General features: G+C 65.5%; 18 protein-coding genes. 2 read left to right on the forward strand and 16 right to left on the reverse strand.

Features of this window, described 5'->3' with window-relative positions; genetic code table 11:
• Window positions 1-119: 119 nt before the first annotated feature.
• The 16 genes from ACP92_RS07000 to ACP92_RS07075 all read right to left on the reverse strand — a co-directional run bounded on the left by ACP92_RS07000 (window position 120) and on the right by ACP92_RS07075 (window position 18,047).
• On the reverse strand, window positions 120-1,217 hold the full coding sequence (locus ACP92_RS07000; RefSeq protein WP_013233419.1) for a M48 family metallopeptidase: 1,098 nt from the start codon (window positions 1,215-1,217) through the stop codon (window positions 120-122).
• Window positions 1,218-1,228: 11 nt separating this feature from the next.
• Entirely contained in the window at window positions 1,229-1,678 is a 450-nt protein-coding gene (dut, locus tag ACP92_RS07005) for a dUTP diphosphatase (protein ID WP_013233420.1), read from the reverse strand.
• A gap of 73 nt (window positions 1,679-1,751) precedes the next feature.
• Window positions 1,752-2,948, reverse strand: a complete 1,197-nt coding sequence (gene coaBC, locus ACP92_RS07010; protein WP_013233421.1) for a bifunctional phosphopantothenoylcysteine decarboxylase/phosphopantothenate--cysteine ligase CoaBC — start codon at window positions 2,946-2,948, stop codon at window positions 1,752-1,754.
• Between the two features lie 31 nt (window positions 2,949-2,979).
• Window positions 2,980-3,495: a signal peptidase II gene (gene lspA / locus ACP92_RS07015; RefSeq protein ID WP_013233422.1), complete on the reverse strand. Its 516-nt coding sequence runs from the start codon at window positions 3,493-3,495 to the stop codon at window positions 2,980-2,982.
• A 74-nt stretch (window positions 3,496-3,569) separates the two neighbouring features.
• Window positions 3,570-6,464 (reverse strand): isoleucine--tRNA ligase, encoded by a 2,895-nt coding sequence (gene ileS, locus ACP92_RS07020; protein ID WP_013233423.1) that lies wholly within the window; start codon window positions 6,462-6,464, stop codon window positions 3,570-3,572.
• A 123-nt stretch (window positions 6,465-6,587) separates the two neighbouring features.
• Complete coding sequence (locus tag ACP92_RS07025; RefSeq protein WP_013233424.1) at window positions 6,588-7,565, reverse strand: bifunctional riboflavin kinase/FAD synthetase; 978 nt, start codon at window positions 7,563-7,565, stop codon at window positions 6,588-6,590.
• Between the two features lie 188 nt (window positions 7,566-7,753).
• A complete protein-coding gene (locus tag ACP92_RS07030) occupies window positions 7,754-8,458 on the reverse strand; it encodes a GntR family transcriptional regulator (protein ID WP_013233425.1) in 705 nt (234 codons plus the stop codon).
• Window positions 8,459-8,494: 36 nt separating this feature from the next.
• On the reverse strand, window positions 8,495-8,872 hold the full coding sequence (hpxZ, locus tag ACP92_RS07035) for an oxalurate catabolism protein HpxZ (RefSeq protein WP_013233426.1): 378 nt from the start codon (window positions 8,870-8,872) through the stop codon (window positions 8,495-8,497).
• On the reverse strand, window positions 8,869-9,552 hold the full coding sequence (locus tag ACP92_RS07040; RefSeq protein WP_013233427.1) for a cysteine hydrolase family protein: 684 nt from the start codon (window positions 9,550-9,552) through the stop codon (window positions 8,869-8,871). The genes hpxZ and ACP92_RS07040 overlap by 4 nt, the downstream gene beginning before the upstream one ends.
• Window positions 9,549-11,117 (reverse strand): ABC transporter ATP-binding protein, encoded by a 1,569-nt coding sequence (locus ACP92_RS07045; protein ID WP_013233428.1) that lies wholly within the window; start codon window positions 11,115-11,117, stop codon window positions 9,549-9,551. Before ACP92_RS07045 ends, ACP92_RS07040 begins: the two co-directional genes overlap by 4 nt.
• A 2-nt stretch (window positions 11,118-11,119) precedes the next feature.
• Window positions 11,120-11,815: a biuret amidohydrolase gene (gene biuH / locus ACP92_RS07050; protein WP_013233429.1), complete on the reverse strand. Its 696-nt coding sequence runs from the start codon at window positions 11,813-11,815 to the stop codon at window positions 11,120-11,122.
• 25 nt (window positions 11,816-11,840) lie between these two features.
• A complete protein-coding gene (locus tag ACP92_RS07055) occupies window positions 11,841-12,761 on the reverse strand; it encodes an ABC transporter permease (RefSeq protein ID WP_013233430.1) in 921 nt (306 codons plus the stop codon).
• A complete protein-coding gene (locus tag ACP92_RS07060) occupies window positions 12,754-13,902 on the reverse strand; it encodes an ABC transporter permease (RefSeq protein ID WP_232284912.1) in 1,149 nt (382 codons plus the stop codon). Before ACP92_RS07060 ends, ACP92_RS07055 begins: the two co-directional genes overlap by 8 nt.
• Window positions 13,903-13,930: 28 nt before the next feature.
• Entirely contained in the window at window positions 13,931-15,028 is a 1,098-nt protein-coding gene (locus tag ACP92_RS07065; RefSeq protein ID WP_013233431.1) for a BMP family ABC transporter substrate-binding protein, read from the reverse strand.
• Window positions 15,029-15,198: 170 nt separating this feature from the next.
• Entirely contained in the window at window positions 15,199-17,034 is a 1,836-nt protein-coding gene (gene atzF, locus ACP92_RS07070; protein WP_013233432.1) for an allophanate hydrolase, read from the reverse strand.
• A 287-nt stretch (window positions 17,035-17,321) separates the two neighbouring features.
• Complete coding sequence (locus ACP92_RS07075; protein ID WP_013233433.1) at window positions 17,322-18,047, reverse strand: 16S rRNA (uracil(1498)-N(3))-methyltransferase; 726 nt, start codon at window positions 18,045-18,047, stop codon at window positions 17,322-17,324.
• Window positions 18,048-18,241: 194 nt separating this feature from the next.
• Here ACP92_RS07075 and tkt point away from each other — a divergent pair, with 194 nt between their 5' ends.
• Both tkt and ACP92_RS07085 read left to right on the forward strand, forming a co-directional pair.
• The gene (gene tkt / locus ACP92_RS07080) at window positions 18,242-20,242 is read left to right on the forward strand and encodes a transketolase (RefSeq protein ID WP_257785564.1); all 2,001 of its coding nucleotides are present in this window, start codon (window positions 18,242-18,244) and stop codon (window positions 20,240-20,242) included.
• 14 nt (window positions 20,243-20,256) lie between these two features.
• Window positions 20,257-20,784, forward strand: coding sequence for a GNAT family N-acetyltransferase (locus ACP92_RS07085; RefSeq protein WP_171941776.1), 528 nt, complete (start codon window positions 20,257-20,259; stop codon window positions 20,782-20,784).
• Window positions 20,785-20,882: the final 98 nt, after the last annotated feature.

Consider the following 20,882-nt stretch of genomic DNA (forward strand, 5'->3'; position numbering starts at 1 on the left):
TTTGTATTGGGCAGGCCGGAGCCTGCCGAAGGGGCGCGCCTCAGTAAGCGATCAACAAAACAAAAACGGCGCGGTCTTCACCGCGCCGTCTTCAAGTCGATCTGATCAACACCAACTGATCAAGGTACCAGCGGCTTGCCCGCCTCCTGCTTGGCCTTCACGATCTGCGTCACCTTCTCGATCATCGCCAGGCGATAGGTGGTGGAGGGATGCAGCGCCGTGTATCCATTGGGTACGCTGGCGGGATACTGCTCCGCCAGGCGCTTCCAGAAGGCCGGCACGTTGTCGATGCTATAGCCAGCCCGCGCCAGCAGGTACAGCGAGAGCGTATCCGCGGCGGCATCGAGGTCCTGCGGATAGACGCGGATACCCGCGGTGCCGGCGGTCGTGGTCGGGTCCGGATGCGGCAGCAGCAGGTTGTCGATCACTTCGGCGATGGTCGAGACCATGCGCTGGCGGATCGCATGACCGAGGATGTTGTGCGCCATGTCCTTGGCGATCAGGTAGGCCAGCTCGTCATCGGACTGGGTGAACTTGAGCATGCCCCGGGTGATGAGCACGCGGCGGCCATCGGCATAGGTATTGACGTTGTCGGCATTGCCCAGCTCGATGCTGAAGGCGCAGGCGAAGGTCAGCGGCACATTCACCGTGCTGGTCTGGCCATTGCGCTGCACGCCCAGGGCGATCGGCGCTTTCTTGACCACCAGCGGGCTCAACAGCACGGCGGCCTGGCGCTCGGCATCGGTACCTTGCGGCATGGGCTTGCCCGCCACCGAGACCAGCAGGTCGCCGCGCTGGATGCCCGCCTGTTGCGCGCCGCTGCCGGGCAGCACGCCGGTCACCTGCAGACGGTCGTCATAGCCCAGGCTGCGCGCCGTATCGGCATACTCGATGGGGAAGGAATAGCGGTTCTTGGCGGTGAAGCCCAGCAGGTTGCGGGCATTGCCGCGGCACAGCTGGGCGTTGCTGGTCAACAGCGGAGCGGCCACACGGTAGAGGCGGTCCTGCTGCGCGATCAGTTCCTGCAACTGCTGCTGCTGGGGAGTGGTGGCCGCCGGCTTGGGCGGCTGTGCCGTGGCGGTCGGCCAGGTCGTCGAGGGGGGGCTGCTGACGGTCGGTTCCTGCGTAGCACAGGCGGCCAGCAGGGCCAGTGGCGCCAGGGCGGCCAGGGTCTTCAGTTTCTGCCACTGGGATGGGGGCAGGGGGGATACGAGCATGCGGTTCTCCATCAGTGTTTGCCTGTGCTGCCGAAACCGCCGGCGCCGCGTTCGCTGCTGTCGAATTCCTCTACCACGTTGAAGCCGACCTGCAGGACCGGCACGATCACCAACTGCGCCAGGCGTTCCATGGGGTTTAGGACAAACTCGGTACTGCCGCGGTTCCATGTCGAGACCATCAACTGGCCCTGATAATCCGAATCGATCAGCCCCACCAGGTTGCCCAGCACGATGCCATGCTTGTGGCCCATGCCGCTGCGCGGCAGGATCACGGCTGCGTAGTTGGGATCGGCCAGATGGATCGCCAGGCCGGTCGGGATCAGGTGGGTGGAACCCGGCGCCAGCGTCAGCGGCGCATCGATGCAGGCCCGCAGGTCCAGGCCAGCGCTGCCGGGGGTGGCGTAGGCAGGCAGCTGGTCTTTCATGCGGGGGTCGAGGATCTTGATGTCGATGGTCTTCATGGAGGCTTGGTCGAGTTCAAAAGGGTACAAAAAACACGGCCTGCGAGGCTGGTTGCCGGCAGGCCGCTAGGGCTCAGGCCGCCAGCCGGCGCGCGATCTCGCGCACCAGCTGGCGGGCCAGGGTCTGCTTGTCTGCACGCGGCAGCGCCGTATGGCCCTGGGCGTCGAACAGCATGAGCGCATTGTCGTCGCGGCCAAAGGTCTGGTGGCCGATATTGCCGACCAGTAGCGGAATGTTCTTCTTGATCCGCTTGGCCGCGCCGTAGTGCTCCAGGTTCTCCGATTCGGCGGCGAAGCCCACGCAATAGGGGCGCTGGGGCAGGGCAGCCACGGTGGCTAGGATGTCGGGATTCTGGACAAAGTGCAGTTCCGGCGTATCCGCGTCGTTCTGCTTCTTCAGCTTCTGCGCGCTGGCGTTGGCCACGCGCCAGTCAGCCACGGCGGCCACCGCCACGAACAGGTCTTGTCCGGCCACCTGGGCCATCACCGCATCATGCATCTGCTGCGCCGTCTGCACGTCCACGCGGCGCACGCCGTAGGGGGTAGCCAGCGCCGTCGGTCCGGACACCAGGGTGACCTCAGCACCGGCCTCACGGGCGGCCCGGGCAATCGCATACCCCATCTTGCCGGAAGACAGATTGGTGATCCCACGCACCGGATCGATCGGTTCGAAGGTCGGCCCGGCCGTCAACAGCACGCGACGGCCCGCCAGCAGCTTGGGCTGGAGGGCGGCGACGATCTCTTCCAGCAGTTGCGCCGGCTCCAGCATGCGGCCCTCGCCGACCTCGCCGCAGGCCTGCGCACCGGCATCCGGGCCCAGCAGCAGGATGCCGTCTTCCCTGATCTGGCGCACGTTGCGTTGCGTGGCGGGGTTCTGCCACATCTCCACGTTCATGGCCGGCGCCACCATCAATGGCACCCTGGCGGGACGCGCCACGCACAGGGTGGAGAGCAGGTCGTCGCAGGCGCCATGGGCCAGCTTGGCGATGAAGTCGGTGGAGCAGGGCACGATCACCACCGCGTCGGCATCGCGGGTGAGATTGATGTGCGGCATGTTGTTGTCCATGCGCGCATCCCACTGGTCGGTATAGACCGGGTTGCCGGTGAGCGCCTGCATGGTGACGGCGGTCATGAAATGGGTGGCCGCTTCGGTCATCACCACATGGACTGCGGCGCCGGCGCGGCCCAGTTCGCGCGCCAGCATGGCGGCCTTGTAGCAGGCCACGCCGCCGGTCAGGCCCAGTACGATTTTCTTGCCAGCCAGATCCATTGCTTGCTCCTTGATGTGGCGCGCCGCAGGCTTACTTCCTGGAGACGCGGCGCAGTTCATCCACGACGAACAATACCGCACCCACGCAGATCGCACTATCGGCGATGTTGAAGGCCGGCCAGTGCCAGTTGCCCACGTAGACATCGAGGAAATCGATCACATGGCCGTAGACCACGCGGTCGATCACGTTGCCGATCGCACCGCCCAGGATCAGCGCCAGCGCCCAGCAGAACATGCGCTGGCCGGGATGCTTGCGCAGCAGGTGGATGATGAACACGGCCGCACCGATGCCGATGGCGGTGAACAGGTAGCGCTGCCAGCCGCCACTGGCGGCCAGGAAGCTGAAGGCCGCGCCCTTGTTGTAGACCAGCACCAGGTTGAAGAAACCGGTCACCGGCAATGACTCACCGTAGTGGAACAGTTTGAGGATGGTGATCTTGGAAAGCTGGTCCAGCAGCAGCACGATGGTGGCGATGCCCAGCCAGGGCAGCAGCCCTTGGGTGGAAGAGGAAGCGCTGGAAGAGGAAGAGCGTTTTTTGGTTGCCATGGATGTTCTTGTTTGATGAGGCTGCCCGCTGCATGAAGTCGCAGCGGGCAGCTTGCAAGGCGGTCCTGTCCGGATCAGGCAAACTGACGCTTCTCGCCCTGGCCGAACAGGTTGCTGACGCAGCGGCCGCACAGGCCCGCATGCTCGGCATGAGACCCGACATCGGCGCGATAGTGCCAGCAGCGTTCACATTTCTGATGCGCCGAGGGGGTGACCACCACAGCCTCTTCTTCCACCGAGGCCACACGGGTCACGCGGGCCGCCGAGGTGATGAGCACGAACTTCAGGTCATCGCCCAGGCTTTCCAGCAGCGCCGCCTTCTCGCCCGCCACCTTCAGTTCCACCTCGGCTTGCAGGGAAGAACCGATGCTGCCAGCGATACGCACTTCTTCCAGCTGCTTGGTCACGGCGGCGCGCACTTCGTGCAGCACCGCGAACTTGGCCAGCAGGCCTTGCGCATCGGCCACTTCCGGCAGAGCGTAATAGACCTGCGAGAAGATGGTCTCGCCGCTGGCCTCGAAGGCTTCCTTGCCGGCAAAGAAGCTCCAGGCTTCCTCTGCGGTGAAGGACAGGATCGGAGCCATCAGGCGCAGCAGCGACTGGGTGATATGCCAGACGGCGGTCTGCGCCGAGCGGCGTGCGGCCGAATCCACGCCACTGGTGTAGAGACGATCCTTGAGGATGTCCAGGTAGAAGCCGCCCAGGTCTTCCGAGCAGTACATCTGCAGCTTGGCCACCACCGGGTGGAATTCATAGGTCTCGAAGTGCGCCAGCACCTCGCCCTGCAGGCGCGCCATGTTGGCGATCGCGTAGCGGTCGATTTCCAGCAGCTCGGCCATCGGCACGGCGTGTTGCGCCGGGTCGAAGTCGGAGGTGTTGGCCAGCAGGAAGCGCAGGGTGTTGCGGATGCGGCGGTAGGCCTCGGTGACGCGCTTGAGGATTTCTTCCGAGATCGAGATCTCGCCGGAGTAGTCGCTGGAGGCGACCCACAGGCGCAGGATTTCGGCGCCCAGCGAGTCGGCCACCTTTTGCGGCTCCACGCCGTTCTTGAGCGACTTCGACATCTTGCGGCCTTCGCCATCCACCACGAAGCCGTGCGTGAGCAGCGCCTTGTAGGGGGCGCGGCCGTTGAGCATCGACGAGGTCAGCAGCGAAGAGTGGAACCAGCCGCGGTGCTGGTCCGAACCTTCCAGGTAGAGGTCCGCCGGGAACTGCAGCTCTTGCCTGTGCGAGCCGCGCAGCACGGTCTGATGGGTCGAGCCGGAGTCGAACCAGACGTCCAGCGTGTCCTTGTTCTTCAGGTACTGGTCGGCCTCGTCGCCCAGCAATTCCTTGGGATCGAGCGCCTGCCAGGCTTCGATGCCGCCTTGCTCGATGCGCTGGGCGATCTGTTCCAGCAATTCAGGCGTGCGCGGATGCAGTTCGCCTGTTTCCTTGTGGACGAAGAAGGCCATCGGCACCCCCCACTGGCGCTGGCGCGACAGGGTCCAGTCCGGACGGTTGGCGATCATGCCGTGCAGGCGCGCCTTGCCCCAGCCGGGGAAGAAGGCGGTGTCCTCGATGCCTTGCAGCGCGGTCTGGCGCAGGCTGGGGCCGCCATCCTTGGGCGTGTTGTCCATGCTGGCGAACCACTGCGAGGTGGCGCGATAGATGATGGGGCTCTTGTGGCGCCAGCAGTGCATGTAGCTGTGGCTGAACATGATCAGCTTGAACAGCGAACCGATTTCCTCGAGCTTGTCGCAGATGGGCTTGGAGGCTTCCCAGATGGTCAGGCCGGCAAACAGCGGCAGCCAGGAGGCATAGCGTCCATCGCCCATGACCGGGTTGAGGATGTCGTCATCCTTCATCCCGTGCGCCTTGCAGGAGACGAAGTCTTCGATACCGTAAGCCGGGGAGGAGTGGACGATGCCGGTACCGCTGTCGGCCGTCACGTACTCGCCCAGGAACACCGGCGACAGACGGTCGTAGCCCGCATCGGCCTTGGCCAGCGGATGATGGAAGCGGATCAGCGAGAGCTTCTCGCCGGTGGTGGTGGCGATGATCTTGCCTTCCAGGCCGAAGCGCTCCAGGCAGGAGGCCACCAGGTCCTTGGCCAGGATCAGCAGCGTGGCTTCGCCATTGCGGCTGGTTTCCACCAGCGCGTATTCGAATTCCGGATGCACGTTCAGCGCCTGGTTGGCCGGGATGGTCCAGGGCGTGGTGGTCCAGATGACGATATAGCCGTGGCGGGTCGGCAGATCGGTCAGGCCGAAGGCGGTGGCGACCTTGTCATGTTCGGCAAAGGGGAAGCCGACGTCGATGGCCGGGTCGCGCTTGTCCTGGTATTCCACCTCGGCTTCGGCCAGGGCCGAGCCGCAGTCGAAGCACCAGTTCACAGGCTTCAGGCCGCGATAGACATAGCCCTTCTCCAGGATCTTGCCGAGCGCGCGCAGCTCGTCGGCTTCATTGGAGAAGTTCATGGTCTTGTAGGGGTTGTCCCATTCACCAAGTACGCCCAGGCGGATGAAATCCTTCTTCTGCAGCGCGATCTGTTCATTGGCGTAGGCGCGCGCCTTGGCTTGCACCTCGGCCACCGGCAGGTTCTTGCCGTACTTCTTCTCGATCTGGATCTCGATGGGCATGCCGTGGCAATCCCAGCCCGGCACGTATTGCGCGTCAAAGCCGGCCATGTTGCGTGCCTTGACGATCATGTCCTTGAGGATCTTGTTGACGGCATGGCCCAGATGGATCTCGCCGTTGGCATACGGGGGACCGTCATGCAGGATGAACTTGGGACGACCTGCCGATGCCTTGCGGATGCGCTCGTAGACCTTCTTCTCCTGCCATTGCTTGACCCATTGCGGCTCGCGCTTGGCGAGGTCGCCGCGCATGGGGAAGGCGGTCTCGGTCATATTGACCGGGTACTTGGAGGGGGCTTTGCCGGCTTTTTCCGGTTTGCCGGGCTTGGCGGAGGATTCGTTGTTGGACATGACAAGGCTTTCGTTGAATGCAGGTTGATTCGGTAGCCGCGCGCGGCGAGATGCGCGCTGGCGAGATGCAGGATGGGGCGGCTGGACAGCAGCGGGAGCAGGGCTCCGGCTGCCGCCCAGCGTTCAAATTCGGTCGGTGGCCGAGACGGCGAAACCGGCGTTCTCGCGGAACCAGGCTCGCGCATGGTCCACATCGCGCGCGATGGCGGCCGTCAGCGTGGGCAGATCGACGTACTTCTCTTCGTCGCGCAGCTTCTTGAGGAATTCCACGCGCACCAGCTTGCCGTAGCAATCGCCCTTGAAGTCCAGCAGATGAGTCTCCAGCAGCACCCGGCCGCTGTCGTCCACCGTCGGACGCACGCCCAGGCTGGCCACGGCCGGCAGCGGCTGCTCGGCCAGTCCGTGCACCTGCACCACGAAGATGCCCGAGAGCGCCGGGCGCTTGTGGCCCACGCGCATGTTCAGCGTCGGGAAGCCGATGGTGCGGCCCAGCTTCTTGCCGTGGACGACCCGACCGCTGATGGCGTAGGGGTGGCCCAGCAACTGGCGCGACAGGCCGAAATCAGCCTCGGCCAGGGCGGCGCGCACGGCCGAAGAGGAGATGCGCACCCCGGCATTGGTCACCGTAGGCAGCGCGTGGACTTCGAAGCCGTACTGCTGGCCGGCGGCGATCAGGGTGTCCAGGGTGCCGGCGCGGCGCGCGCCAAAGCAGAAGTCGTCGCCCACCATCAGCCAGCGCACGTGCAGGCCCTGCACCAGGATCTTCTCGATGAAGTCTTGCGGGGAGAGGGCGGCGAAATGGCTGCCGAAGTGTTCCACCACCACGCGGTCGATGCCGGAGTTGGCCAGTGCTTCGAGCTTGTCGCGCAGGTTGGCGATACGCGCCGGGGCGCGTTCGGGCGTGCCGGCCAGCTGGGCGAAGAATTCACGCGGATGCGGCTCGAAGGTCATCACCGCCGCGTCCAGCCCCAGTTTGCCGGCGGCCTCGCGCACGCGCGCCAAGAGAGCCTGGTGGCCCAGATGCACGCCGTCGAAATTGCCGATGGTCAGCGCGCACGGGGCGCGCGATTCGGCTGTGGGAAGTCCGCGAAATACCTTCATTGAGCCGCTGGATAGATGCGCTGTTGCAAAAGCCTTCCATTATAAATGGTTTCGGAGGCTTTCCCTGATTTGGTGGCAGGATCGGGGCGATCAGGCCGCCAGGGGCGGATATCCAGAGCAGTTTTCATATTTCCTAGATGAAACATTGCTGGTATTTCATCTGAATTCCTCTTCCTTGCTTCCTTGCTTCACTGCTGTGCCAACGCCGCCTCCGGTTCCTGCAACTGGCGCGCCTCGGCCAGCATCCAGATGGTGATCTTCCGGACTTCCAGCTTGCTCTGCGTGATATGGGCGCGCAGCAGGATCTGGGCTTCAGTGGCCTTGCGCTTGGCAATCAACTGCAGGATCTTGCCGTGTTCCTCGTAGGTGGCGTCGATGCGCTTTTTCTTCAGGAAGTCGAGCCGGCGCACGATGCGGATCTTTTCCGTGACCTCGGTATGTACCCGCGTCATCTCCTCATTGCCGGCCGCTGCGACCAGGTTGGTGTGGAAAGCCTCGTCCAGCTGGGCCACCTTGACCGCATCGGTCTGTCGCGCATCGGGTTCGGCCAGCCAGATGGCGTTCAATTGCGTCAGTTCGGCGCTGGCCTCCGGCTGGCTGCAGAGTTTGTCCAGCGCAGCCATTTCCAGCACGATGCGCAGGTCATAGAGATTGTCGAGCCGGTCGAAGTCGATGGGGCAGACCTTCCAGCCGCGCCGAAAGCCCACTTCCAGATAGCCTTCGCGCTGCAGCCGGAACAGCGCATCGCGCAAGGGCGTGCGCGAGACCCCCTGGCGTTGCGCCATCTCGGTCTCGGTGAAATTGTCGCCCGGCAGCAGGCGGAAGCTGAAGATATCGTCCTTGAGCCGGTGATAGACCTGTTCGGCGAGCGCATTGGCGAGGGTGACAGTCATGGCGCAATCATTCGGATGTTCTTGGAGGAGTCCAGCTCAGGCCATCAGGCTGACGTGGGCGGCGACGATGCGCCAGCCCTCGGCCATGCGCACCCAGGTCTGCATCTGCCGGCCGATCCGCTCCGAGGTATGGTCGGTGAATTCGGTGGAGACCGTAGCATAGTCCTGGCCAAAGGTGGTGACAACGGTGCGATGCAGCTTGCGCGAGGCCGGCACCGGCGTGCAGCGCTGGCGGTACTGGCGGATCGCCTCGCCGCCCAGCAGTACCTCGCCCACGCCATAGCGCACCGTCTCGGGGGCATACCAGAACCAGCGGTCCAGGGTCGCAATGTCATTGATGAGCAGGGCGTATTCATAGTCGGCAAAGGCGTGTTCGACTTCGGCGACCACGTGGGGCAGGTTCACTTGCATCATGGATGTTCTCCGGCATAAGCGGTCACGGCGCTCTGCAATTGCGCCAGCGGCGCGCGCCAGCCGACGATGCCGCCCTGGGCGGTGAGCATGTCGAGCGTGGCGCGATGGAAGGCGGGGAAGTAGCTGGCGCAGGCGTCTTCCACCACCAGGCATTCATAGCCGCGGTCATTGGCTTCGCGCATCGAGGTCTGCACGCAGACTTCGGTAGTGACGCCCGCCACCAGCAGATGCGTGATGCCGCGCTCCTGCAATTGCGCGTGCAGGTCGGTGGCGTAGAAGGCGCCCTTGCCGGGCTTGTCGATGACGATCTCGCCGGCCATGGGGGTCAACTGCGGCAGGATCTGGTTGCCCGGCTCGCCGCGCACCAGGATGCGGCCCATCGGCCCGACATCGCCGATGCCCAGCGTCGGGTTGCCGCGCAGGCGCTTGGTGCGCGGGCAGTCCGACAGGTCGGGCAGGTGCGACTCACGCGTATGCACCACCAGCATCTGCGTCTGGCGCGCCAGCGCCAGCAGCGCTGCCACGGTCGGCACGATGGCGCCCAAGGGGCGTACGTCGTTGCCCAGTGCGCTGCCGAACCCGCCTTCCTCGACAAAGTCGCGCTGCATGTCGATCACCACCAGCGCCGTGCTGCGCGGATGGAACTGATAGGGATAGGGAAATGCGTCGATGCGGATCATGCGGCCTCGGCGTGGGTGGATTGTTGGGCGTGCCCGGCCATCCAGCGGCCCAGGGCGGCGCGGTCCGCGCCTTCTTTGGCCACGTCTTGCGCCACGTGGACGATGCGGCCTTCGGTCATCACCAGGATGCGGTCAGACAGTTCCAGCAGTTCATCCAGGTCTTCGCTCACCAGCAGCACCGCCGCGCCGCGTGCGCGGGCTTGCAGCAGGCGGGCGTGGATGTCGGCGACCGAGGCGAAGTCCAGTCCGAATACCGGATTGGCCACGATGAGCACATTGGCCGCGCCGTCCTGGCCGTCTTCCCCCAGCTCGCGCGCCAGCACGGCGCGCTGCACATTGCCGCCGGAAAGCGTGCCAATGGGACGTTCCGGCACTGGCGGCTTGACGTTGAAGGCGCTGATCAGGGCTTGCGCCTGGCGCTTCATGGCGCTGCGGTCGATGCGCCAGCCGCCGCGCTTGAAGGGCGCGACGTCGAAATTGCGCAAGGCCATGTTCTCGGCCACGCTCATGCCGGCGATGCAGGCATTGCGCAGCGGTTCTTCGGGCAGCGCAAAGACGCGCAGACGACGCATCTCTTCGCGGGTGGCGGCGTAGGGTGCGCCTTCCACGCGGATCTCGCCCAGCAGGAGGCGGCGCTGGCCCAGCAGGGCTTCCACCAGTTCTTTCTGACCATTGCCGGAGATGCCGGCCAGGCCGACGATCTCACCGCGCCTGACCTGCAGCGACAGCGCACGCACGGCGGCCACGCCGCGATCATTGTTGACCGTCAGGTCCCGCACCTCCAGTCCCACGGACGCCTGCACAGGCACTGCGGGGCGCGCCACCTGCGCCTTCTCTGCGCGGGCCTGGCCCATCATCCAGTGCGCCAGCATATCCGGGCTGGTCTCGGCGACGCGGGCGCTGCCGACCAGGCGGCCCTTGCGCAACACGGTCACATCGTCGGCATAGGCGCTCACCTCGTGGAACTTGTGCGTGATCATCAGCACGGTCAATTCCTGCTGGCGCGTCAGTGCATGCATCAGGCCCAGCACTTCGTCGGCTTCCTGCGGGGTGAGTACGGAGGTTGGTTCGTCCAGGATCAGGAAGCGGCGGCGCAGGTAGAGTTGCTTGAGGATTTCCAGCTTCTGCTTCTCGCCAGCGGACAGGCTGCTGACCGTGCGTTCCGGCGACAGTTTGAAGGGCATTTTGGCCATGAATTCTTCCAGCACCGCGCGCTCGCTGCTCCAGCGGATGCGCCAGGGCAGGTCACCGCGCGCCAGCAGCAGGTTCTCCGCCACGGTGAGGCTGGGCGCCAGCGTGAAGTGCTGGTAGACCATGCCGATGCCGAGCTGGTTGGGTACGCGTGCACTGCGGATGTCCACCTCGCGGCGATCGGCCAGGATGCTGCCCTGGTCCAGCGGGCTATAGCCGACCAGGCCCTTGACCAGGGTGCTCTTGCCCGCGCCGTTCTCGCCCAGCAGGGCGTGGATGGTGCCGGCGCGGATCTTCAGCGAGACCTCATCGAGCGCGCGAAAGCTGCCGAAGGACTTGCCGGCGTTGATGATCTCCAGCTCGAGGGCATGCATGCTCAGGCCCCGATCACGGCAATGAGCGCGGCCGAATCCGCGACCGCGCCGAAGACGCCGCCCTGCATCTTGATCATCGACAGCGCCGCCAGGTGGTTGTTGTAATCGGTCGCGCCGCAGCAGTCCGACAGCATCACGCATTCGAAGCCACGGTCATTGGCCTCGCGCATGGTGGTATGCACACAGACGTCGGTGGTGATGCCGGTCAGCACGATGTTGCGGATGCCGCGGGTGTGCAAAATCATTTCCAGATCGGTAGCGCAGAAGGAACCCTTGCCGGGTTTGTCGATGATGATCTCGCCGGCGATGGGGGCCAGTTCGGGAATGATTTCCCAGCCTGGTTCGCCGCGCACCAGGATGCGGCCGCACGGGCCGGCGTCGCCGATGCCTACGCCATTGGCGCCGATCTGGCGCGAGCGCCAGCGTTTGTTGGCCGGCAGGTCGGAGAGATCGGGACGATGGCCTTCGCGGGTGTGGATGATGGTGTAGCCGCCGGCGCGCATGGCGGCCAGCACTTTCCTGATCGGCTCGATGGGCGCGCGCGTGAGCGAGAGGTCGTAGCCCATCTTGTCCACATAGCCGCCGATGCCGCAGAAGTCGGTCTGCATGTCGATGACGATGAGCGCGGTGTTGGCCGGGGTCAGGGCGCCGTCGTAGGGCCAGGGATAGGGTTCGGCCTGGATGAAGCGTGCGGACATGGTTTCTCCTTGGGGATAGACGGATTTATCGGGTCAGGCTCAGTTCGCCCGGCGCACTCGAGAGCGTGCGGTCGGGGCGGCAGGTCATGATCATGATCAACAGCGTCAGCGCATAGGGCGCGGCATTGAAGAGGTAGTAGCCGGAAGTCACGCCGACCGCCTGCAGGGCCGGTCCGAGCGCCCCGGCCGCGCCGAACAGCAGGGCCGCCAAGAGGCAGCGCCACGGTTGCCAGCGCGCAAAGATCACCAGGGCGACAGCCATCAGGCCCTGACCGCTGGAGAGTCCCTCGTTCCAGCTACCGGGGTAGTACAGCGACAGGTAGGCGCCACCGACAGCGGCCAGGAAGCCGCCCGCCGCCGTGGCGGCGATGCGCGTGCCGGTGAGCCGATAGCCGAGCGCGCGGGCGGTCTCGGCGTGGTCGCCCACCAGGCGCAGGGCCAGGCCCCAGCGCGTGGCCGACAGGCCCCATTGCAGCACCAGCGCCAACACCACGCCGATGAAGAACAGGGCATTGATCTGCAGGGCATGGTGCAGGCGGTCATTGCTGCTCCAGGCGCCGAGGTCGATGGAGGGCAGCATCGGCGCCTGCGGCTGGATGAAGGGTTTGCCGAGGAAGAAGGCCAGGCCCGTGCCCAGCAGCATCAGGGCAATGCCGAAGGCGATGTCGTTGACGCGCGGCAGCGAACACACCACGCCATGCAGCACGCCCAGCAGCAGCCCGGTGCATCCGGCCGCCAGCACGCCCAGCCAGGCCGAGCCGCTGTAGAAGGAAGCGGCATAGCCGGTCATGGCGCCACAGACCAGGATACCTTCCAGGCCCAGGTTCACGCGCCCGCCTTTTTCGGTCAGGCACTCGCCCAGGCTGACGAACAGAAAAGGCGTGCCGACCCGGATCGCCCCGGCGAACAGCGCCAGCAGCAGGGTGGTGAAATCGATGTCATGCATGGCCGGCCTCCTTGGCGGGGATGACTTGCGCCTGTTGCTGCCAGCGCAGCTTGAGGGCCGCCAGGCGGCCGGTGATGGCTTCCCAGGCCAGCAGGTTGCAGAACAGCAGGCCCTGCAGCACCAGGGTGGTGGCGTCGGGCAGGTCCAGGCGCCGTTGCAAGAGGCTGCCGCTGGCTTCTACGCCGCCAATGACGAGCGCGCAGACGATGATGGCCAAGGGATTCTGGCGCGCCGCAAACGCCACCAGGATGCCGGAGAAGCCGTAACCCGCCAGCAGCGCACTGGTGGCGCTGCCCTGCACGGCACTGACTTCGAACATGCCCGCCAGTCCCGCCGCCGCCCCACCCAGGGCGCAGGCGGTGAGGATGAGGCGATTGACCGGCAGCCCCACCAGCCGCGCTGTGCGCACATTGCCGCCGACCACGCCCATGGCAAAGCCAGGAACGCTATGGCGCAGGAAGACCCAGGCCGCCAGGCAGGCCAGTGCTCCCCAGGCCAGGCCCCAGTGGACTTCCAGGCCGGGCATGGAACCTATCAGGTAGGGATCGGGCAAGGGCAGCGTCGAAGGTTTGTTGAGGCTGGCCGGATCGCGCAGCGGTCCTTCCACCAGATGCTTGAACACCGCCACGGCCAGATAGGAGAGCAGCAGGCTGGCGATGGTCTCGTTGACCCCGCGCCACTGGCGCAGGCCGCCGCACAGGGCAATCCACAGGCCGCCGGCCAGCATCGCCGCCAGCGCCATCACCACCAGCATCACCAGCGAGGGCAGGCCCGGCAGCAGTTGCGGCATCACCGCCGCGGCCAGCCCACCCAGCGCCAGCGCACCTTCGCCGCCGATTACGATCAAGCCCACGCGCGCCGGCAAGGCCACGCACAGCGCCGTCAACAACAGGGGGGCGGCGCGCTGCAGGGTGTTCTGCCACGCGAACATCGTGCCGAACGCACCCTGGAAGATCAGCAGACAGGCCTCGCCCGCAGGCTTGCCCTGTACCAGCAGGAACAGCACGAACAGCAGCAGCGTGCCAGCCAGCGCGCACAGCGTCGGCAGGGCCGGTGCGCTGCCGTTGAGCAGCGCCGAGCGCAGCCGCAGCAGCGGCGAGGTGGCGGCAGCCGCCACCCCGGGAGCGGGAAGGGAAGTCATGAGGCCGTCCTGCATCAGCGATCGGGGATCAGACCTGGCCGACCACGCCGGCCACCAGGTAATTCATCTTCTCCAGCACCACGTCGGTCTGGACTTGCGTGGTGCCGGCCGGGATCACGGTATTGCCCTTGTTGTCCTTGATCGGGCCCTTGAAGATCTGGAACTTCCCGGCCAGCATCTGCGCCTTGATCTCGTCGGCCTTCTTCTTGGCTGGTGCGCTCACGGCTGCGCCGTAGGGCGACATCTTGACGAAGTTGTCCTTCAAGCCGCCGCGCAGGAAATTGATCATCGGCTTGCCTTCCAGCGTGGCCTTGACGATCTCGGTGTAGGGCGTGGCCCAGTTCCACTCAGCGCCGGTGAGATAGCCCTTGGGCGCGAGCGAAGCCTGGCTGGCGTGATAGCCGGTGGTCATGACGCCGCGCTTTTCGGCGGTCTCGACGATCACCTTGGGGCCATCGACGTGGCAGGTGATGACATCGCAACCCTGGTCGATCAGGCTGTTGGCGGCTTCGGCTTCCTTGACCGGGAGCGACCAGTCACCGGTGAAGATGACGTGGCAGGTAATGGCCGGATCGACCGACTGCGCGCCTAGGGTGAAGGCGTTGATGTTGCGCAGCACCTGCGGGATCGGCTTGGCGGCAATGAAGGCCAGCTTCTTGCTCTTGCTCATGTAGCCGGCCACCACGCCCGAGAGGTATTCGCACTCTTCGATGTAGCCGAAGTAGCTGCCCACGTTCATGGGGTGCTTGCCGGCGGTCCACAGGCCGCCGCAGTGGGCGATGCGCACCTTGGGGTATTTCTCGGCGATCTTGAGCACGTGCGGATCGAAGTAGCCGAACGAGGTGGGGAAGAGCAGGGTGGCGCCATCCTGTTGGATCATGGCTTCCATGGTCTTTTGCACGGCCACGGTCTCGGGCACTTTTTCTTCCTCGATCACCTTCACGCCGGGCATCTTCTTGATGACGGCCGCCGCCTGCGCATGCGACTGGTTGTAGCCGAAGTCATCGCGCGCACCGACGTAGATGAAGCCCACGGTCAAGGGACCTGCGGCCAGCAGCTCCAGCGGGAAGGCAGCGCCCAGGGCGGCGGCTCCGGACAGTTTCAGAAAATCGCGGCGGTTTTTCATGGTGGTGCTCCAGTGTGATCGTGGATGGTTGGGGTGGGGCAACATGGCGTGAGGTCAGTCACTGACTTGTCACTAAGTACATCAATTGGCCGTTCGGACTGATACGGCCCTGCCGCTACTCAGGACGAACGGCAGCCAGGGCAAAGCTTTCTCGAGATAATGGTTCGCGCTCATTGCGGCGCCTTGTTCAGCGCATTGAGATAGTTGATCCACCCGCCGTGGTGGGTGATGTCGGTGGCATCGGCAATGCCGGCCGGTTCGCAGATGAAGCCCTTGACGCTGCTGCCGTCTTCCAGCTCCACCGTGCCTATGCCCAGCGGTGCGGGAATGGCGGCCACGAAAGCGCCGACATGGCGCAGCGGCATTTCCCAGACTTCCACGGCAATGGCCGCGCCGTCTGCGCCTGCGGTGCGCGCCAGGCCCGGCTTGGGAGGCGCGCTGTTGGCCAGGGCGTAGAGGCGATAGCGCGGCGCGGTGCGGGTGCTGGCCAGACGGCGCGCGCCTGCTTCCAGCAACTGCCAGTTCAGCGGCTGGCCGCTCAGGTGGGCGCCGACCACGCACAGCCGGATCGTCTCTTCGGTGAAGGGCAGGGGCGCGCTAGCAACGGCGTCGGCCTGGGCGGCGCCACCGAGCTGATGCTGCAGGCGCGCACCCGCCTCGGCCAGCAAGTGATCGGCCCCGGCCGGACCGATCAGGGTCACGCCGGCGGGCAGGCCGTCGTTCCTCCACAGGCCGGGGATGGCCAGGGCGGACATGTCCATCAGGTTGACGAAGTTGGTGTAGTAGCCCAGTTGCGAGTTGCGTCTGACCGGATCGGCCTGGACCTCGGCGATGGTGGGCATGCCCGTGGTGGTCGGCACCAGCATCAGGTCAGCGCCTTCCAGCAACTGCTCGGCCTGGCGGCGCAGCTCGGCCAGGCGGTACTGGCCCTGGAAGGCTGCCACGGCGTCATAGTCGGCGGCCTGGGCAGTGATCTCGCGCACCACCGGATGCACCGCCTGCGGCTGCTTCACGAAGAAATCGCCCAGCGCCGCGCGGCGCTCGGCCACCCATGGCCCTTGATACAGCAAGCGCGCAGCGTCGGCGAAGGGCGCAAAGGGAATCCGCGCTAGGGTCACTCCAGGCAGTTCGGCGATCCGGGCCAGGGTGCGGTCCCAGGCATCCTGGGCGGCCAGGTCGCCGTAGAACTCGGTGGCGGCCGGGATGGCAATGCGATAGCCCCGGCGCTTGAGCCCCAGCATGGGCAGCTTGCGCGCATAGGCGTCGGCAGCGTCGTAGCCGGCGGCGCTGTGCAGCACATGCCAGGCATCGGCGACGTCGTGGGCGAAGATGGAGATGCAGTCCAGCGTGCGGCAGGCCGGCACCAGGCCCTGCGCGCTGATCAGGCCACGGCTGGGTTTGAGTCCGACCAGATGGTTGAAGGCGGCCGGAATGCGCCCCGAGCCGGCGGTATCGGTGCCCAGTGCAAACATCACCTGGCCCAGCGCCACCGCCACAGCGGAGCCGGAACTGGAGCCACCCGAGACGTAATCCGGAGCAATCGCATTGCGCACCGCGCCGTAAGGCGAGCGCACGCCGACCAGGCCGGTAGCGAACTGGTCCAGGTTGGTCTTGCCCACCAGCAGCGCACCGGCCGCCTGCAGGCGTTGCACGACCGTGGCGCTGGTCTCTGCCACCCGGCTGAACTCGGGACAGGCCGCCGTGGTGGGCATGCCGGCCACATCGATGTTGTCCTTGACGGCAAAGGGAATGCCAAACAAAGGCATGCTCTCCAGCACCGTCTCGCCCTTGATCTGCCACATCAGGTCCAGTGCGGCGGCCTGCTGCTTCAACTGCTTGGCCGGCACACGGCTGATCCAGACTTCCTCGCGGTCGGCCTGCTCGATCAGCGCCAGCAAGCTGGCCACGGTCTTGCCGGGCGTGCTGCTGCCATTGCGATAGGCAGCCAGGGTGGAGGCGATGGTGACAGGGGCAGCGACTTGTTGCGGAATATGGGCAGGCTTCATGTTGGATATTCAAACTTGAATACAAGATTGAATATCGTTAAGCAGGAGCCATGCCAGATCGCTACCTGGACCTGGCTGGTCCTGGCAAAGCCAGGCGGGGAAAGGCGGGGCGGCCATCCTTGCCGGGTGGTATCAATGGGTTCAGCGGGTGAGATGCTGCAGTGGCGATTCAAATTGGTGAGGCTTGCGCTCCTTTGGGGAGGGGGAGAATAGCTTACGCACGTTCAGGCAGCAGGCCGGTTGCATGGTGTAGGCGCAACAGGCTCCATGGCGAGGGGGGAAACCGCTCAGAGCTCGCCCCACACCGCATTCAAGGCGGCCAGCGCAGCCAGCCCCGCTGTCTCGGTGCGCAGCACACGGCTGCCCATGGACAGCATCAGCGCACCTTGGGCGCAGGCCAGTTCCTCTTCCTCGTCGCTGAAGCCGCCTTCCGGGCCGACCACCAGCGTCACGGCCTGTGGTGGATGGTGGCGCGCCCAGCCCGACAACGGCTCGGCGCCGCGCGGCGAGAGCAGGATGCGGCGGTGCAGGTCGCTCTGGGCGATCCAGCGCTTGAATTCGGTCACTTCCCCCAGATGAGGCAGGCGGTTGCGCCCGCATTGCTCGGCGGCGGCGTGGATGATGCCTTGCCAGTGCGCCTGCTTCTTTTCGGCGCGCTCGCCCGAGAGCCGCACCACGCAACGCTGGGCGGCCAGCGGTTGCAGGGCGGTGGCGCCCAGTTCCACGGCCTTCTCGACGATCCAGTCCATCTTGGCGCCTTCCGGCAAGGCCTGGGCCAGGGTCAGCGCATAGGGCAGCTCGGCTTCGCGGGGGGAAAAGGTCTTCACTTGCGCGTGGGCACGCTTCTTCTCGACGGCGCTCAGGGTGGCGGTGTATTCGCCGCCCTCGCCATTGAACAGGGTGATGGCGTCGCCTGGCTGCAGGCGCAGCACATGGATGTGGTGGGCGATCTGCTCCGGCAGGACCAGGTCCGAACCGATACCGAGGGCTTGCGGGAGATGGAAACGGGGCATGGACGGGTCCTGAAGGCAGTGAGCGGGGGAAACATTGTCAATACAGCCATGCGGCTGGCCCTGAATTTTAATCCCCCCGGCGCACTCTGGTAAAATACGGCCCCGCACTTGCCTCGGCCTTCCGGGGCGGGTGGATTGGCTTCAGAACCCCGATTTGTGCGCCAGGCGGCGCTTCCAGCAAAGCAAACTCAGACATCGACATGATTTCCACTCTCCCCACCGACAAGATGGCCAACGCGATCCGCGCGCTGGCGATGGACGCAGTTCAAAAAGCCAATTCCGGACACCCGGGCATGCCGATGGGGATGGCGGAAATCGCAGTGGCCCTGTGGGCCAAGCACTATCGCCACAATCCGGCCAATCCGCACTGGGCCAACCGCGACCGCTTCGTGCTCTCCAATGGCCACGGCTCCATGCTGCAATACGCGCTGCTGCACCTGACCGGCTACGACCTGTCGATGGAAGACATCAAGTCCTTCCGCCAACTGCATTCCAAGACCGCCGGCCACCCCGAAGTGCACATCACCCCGGGCGTGGAAACCACCACCGGCCCGCTGGGCCAGGGCATCACCAATGCGGTGGGCATGGCGCTGGCTGAAAAGCTGCTGGCCGCGGAATTCAACAAGCCCGGCCTGGCCGTGGTCGATCACTACACCTACGCCTTCGTCGGCGACGGCTGCCTGATGGAAGGCATCTCGCACGAAGCCTGCTCGCTGGCCGGCGTCCTGAACCTGTCCAAGCTGATCGTGCTGTATGACGACAACGGCATCTCCATCGACGGTCACGTCGAAGGCTGGTTCAAGGACGACACCCCGAAGCGCTTCGAAGCCTACGGCTGGAACGTCATCCCGGCCGTGGACGGCCACAGCGTCGAAGCCGTCAGCGCCGCCATCCACCAGGCCAAGCTGGCCGACAAGCCGACCCTGATCTGCTGCCGTACCGTCATCGGCAAGGGTTCGCCCAACCTGGCCGGCACCGACAAGGTCCACGGCGCTGCCCTGGGCGACAAGGAAATCGCCGCCGTGCGCGAAGCGCTGGGCTGGACTTCCGCACCCTTCGAGATCCCGGCCGATGTCTATTCCGCCTGGGACGCCAAGGCCACCGGCGCCGACTTCGAAGCCAGCTGGAAGCAGACCTTCGACACCTACGCCGCCCAATACCCGAGCGAAGCCGCCGAACTGCTGCGTCGCCTCAAGGGCGAACTGCCGGCCGCCTTCGAATCGACCGTGACCGCCTACATCAATTCCACGCTGGAAAAGAAGGAAACCATCGCCACCCGCAAGGCCAGCCAGAACGCCATCCAGGCCTATGCGCAGGCGCTGCCGGAATTCCTGGGCGGCTCGGCCGACCTGACCGGCTCGAACCTGACCAACTGGAAGGAATCGGTGGCCGTGCGCGCCGACCAGCGCGGCAACCACATCAACTACGGTGTGCGTGAATTCGGCATGAGCGCCATCATGAACGGGATCGCCCTGCATGGCGGCTACCTGCCCTTCGGCGCCACCTTCCTGACCTTCTCGGACTACAGCCGCAATGCCCTGCGCATGGCTGCGCTGATGAAGATCCGTGCGCTGTTCGTGTTCACCCACGACTCCATCGGCCTGGGCGAAGACGGCCCCACCCACCAGTCGGTGGAACACGTCTCCAGCCTGCGCCTGATCCCCAACCTGGACAACTGGCGTCCCTGCGACACCACCGAAACCGCGGTGGCCTGGGCCGAGTCCATCAAGCGTCACGATGGTCCCAGCACCCTGATCTTCTCGCGCCAGAACCTGCCGTTCCAGGAGCGCACCGACGCCCAGGTCAAGGACATCGCCCGTGGCGGCTACGTGCTGCGCGATGCGCCCAACGCCAAGGTCATCCTGATGGCGACCGGCTCCGAAATCGAACTGGCCACCAAGGCCGCGGATGCGCTGACCGCCGAAGGCATTGCCGTGCGCGTGGTGTCGATGCCCTCGACCGACGTGTTCGATCGCCAGGATGCAGCCTACAAGGCTTCCGTGCTGACCCGAGGCGTGCCGCGCGTGGCCATCGAAGCCGGTGTGACCGCCTTCTGGCACAAGTACGTCGGCCTGGAAGGCGCCGTGGTCGGCATCGACACCTTCGGTGAATCGGCCCCGGCTGGCGTGCTGTTCAAGCACTTCGGCTTCACCGTCGAGAACGTGGTGGCCAAGGCCAAGGCAGTGCTGGCTTGAGCAGTGCGCCGTCCATGACTGAAGAAGTCCTGTTCCGTCGCGCCAGGAAGGGCGACGCGGCCTCCATCGCTGGCGTGCGCATCGATGCCTGGCGCGCCAGCTACCGCGGCCTGGTGCCCGACAGCTACCTCGATCACTTGAAGCCCGAGGAAAGCGTCAAGCTCTGGGAGCAGGTGCTGGAAGCATCCTCGGACGCCGCCTGCACCTTCGTGGCCGAGAGCGGCGGCGAGATCATCGGCTTTGCTTCCGGGATGACCCTGGCCGAGTCGCGCTTTGGCTGCGACGCCGAGCTGACCGCCATCTGCGTGCTGCCCGATGAGCAGCGCAAGGGAATCGGCAAGCGCCTGCTGGCCAACGTCGCCGCCACCCTCATCAGCGCCGGTGCGACCGGCCTGATGGCCTGGGTCTTGAGCAAGAATGAAGGCGCAGGGGAATTTTTCGCCTCGCTCGGGGCCGAAAGGCTTTATGAACAAACGTTCACCTGGGATGATGGCAGTGAACTCGACGAGACTGGTTTCGTCTGGCGCAAGCTTCACTCCTGAACGGACGAGGGCCGGCTGTGCCCGCTACGGGATGGATCGGCAGGATCAGCAGGGCAGGCAGCGACGGCAAGAACAACTGAACAAAAAGGCCGGAAAAG

This window comes from Herbaspirillum seropedicae (assembly GCF_001040945.1).
GTDB classification, from domain to species: Bacteria; Pseudomonadota; Gammaproteobacteria; order Burkholderiales; family Burkholderiaceae_D; genus Herbaspirillum; species Herbaspirillum seropedicae.

Excerpts from the sequence above, each read along its gene's own strand:
- ACP92_RS07030 (WP_013233425.1), bottom strand. The coding sequence starts at position 8,458 with ATGACTGTCACCCTCGCCAATGCGCTCGCCGAACAGGTCTATCACCGG.
- ACP92_RS07075 (WP_013233433.1), bottom strand. The coding sequence starts at position 18,047 with ATGCCCCGTTTCCATCTCCCGCAAGCCCTCGGTATCGGTTCGGACCTG.
- dut (WP_013233420.1), bottom strand. The coding sequence starts at position 1,678 with ATGAAGACCATCGACATCAAGATCCTCGACCCCCGCATGAAAGACCAG.
- ileS (WP_013233423.1), bottom strand. The coding sequence starts at position 6,464 with ATGTCCAACAACGAATCCTCCGCCAAGCCCGGCAAACCGGAAAAAGCC.
- ACP92_RS07000 (WP_013233419.1), bottom strand. The coding sequence starts at position 1,217 with ATGCTCGTATCCCCCCTGCCCCCATCCCAGTGGCAGAAACTGAAGACC.
- ACP92_RS07065 (WP_013233431.1), bottom strand. The coding sequence starts at position 15,028 with ATGAAAAACCGCCGCGATTTTCTGAAACTGTCCGGAGCCGCCGCCCTG.
- biuH (WP_013233429.1), bottom strand. The coding sequence starts at position 11,815 with ATGTCCGCACGCTTCATCCAGGCCGAACCCTATCCCTGGCCCTACGAC.
- hpxZ (WP_013233426.1), bottom strand. The coding sequence starts at position 8,872 with ATGATGCAAGTGAACCTGCCCCACGTGGTCGCCGAAGTCGAACACGCC.
- ACP92_RS07085 (WP_171941776.1), top strand. The coding sequence starts at position 20,257 with ATGACTGAAGAAGTCCTGTTCCGTCGCGCCAGGAAGGGCGACGCGGCC.
- ACP92_RS07055 (WP_013233430.1), bottom strand. The coding sequence starts at position 12,761 with ATGCATGACATCGATTTCACCACCCTGCTGCTGGCGCTGTTCGCCGGG.
- ACP92_RS07060 (WP_232284912.1), bottom strand. The coding sequence starts at position 13,902 with ATGACTTCCCTTCCCGCTCCCGGGGTGGCGGCTGCCGCCACCTCGCCG.
- ACP92_RS07025 (WP_013233424.1), bottom strand. The coding sequence starts at position 7,565 with ATGAAGGTATTTCGCGGACTTCCCACAGCCGAATCGCGCGCCCCGTGC.
- atzF (WP_013233432.1), bottom strand. The coding sequence starts at position 17,034 with ATGAAGCCTGCCCATATTCCGCAACAAGTCGCTGCCCCTGTCACCATC.
- lspA (WP_013233422.1), bottom strand. The coding sequence starts at position 3,495 with ATGGCAACCAAAAAACGCTCTTCCTCTTCCAGCGCTTCCTCTTCCACC.
- coaBC (WP_013233421.1), bottom strand. The coding sequence starts at position 2,948 with ATGGATCTGGCTGGCAAGAAAATCGTACTGGGCCTGACCGGCGGCGTG.
- ACP92_RS07040 (WP_013233427.1), bottom strand. The coding sequence starts at position 9,552 with ATGATCCGCATCGACGCATTTCCCTATCCCTATCAGTTCCATCCGCGC.
- ACP92_RS07045 (WP_013233428.1), bottom strand. The coding sequence starts at position 11,117 with ATGCATGCCCTCGAGCTGGAGATCATCAACGCCGGCAAGTCCTTCGGC.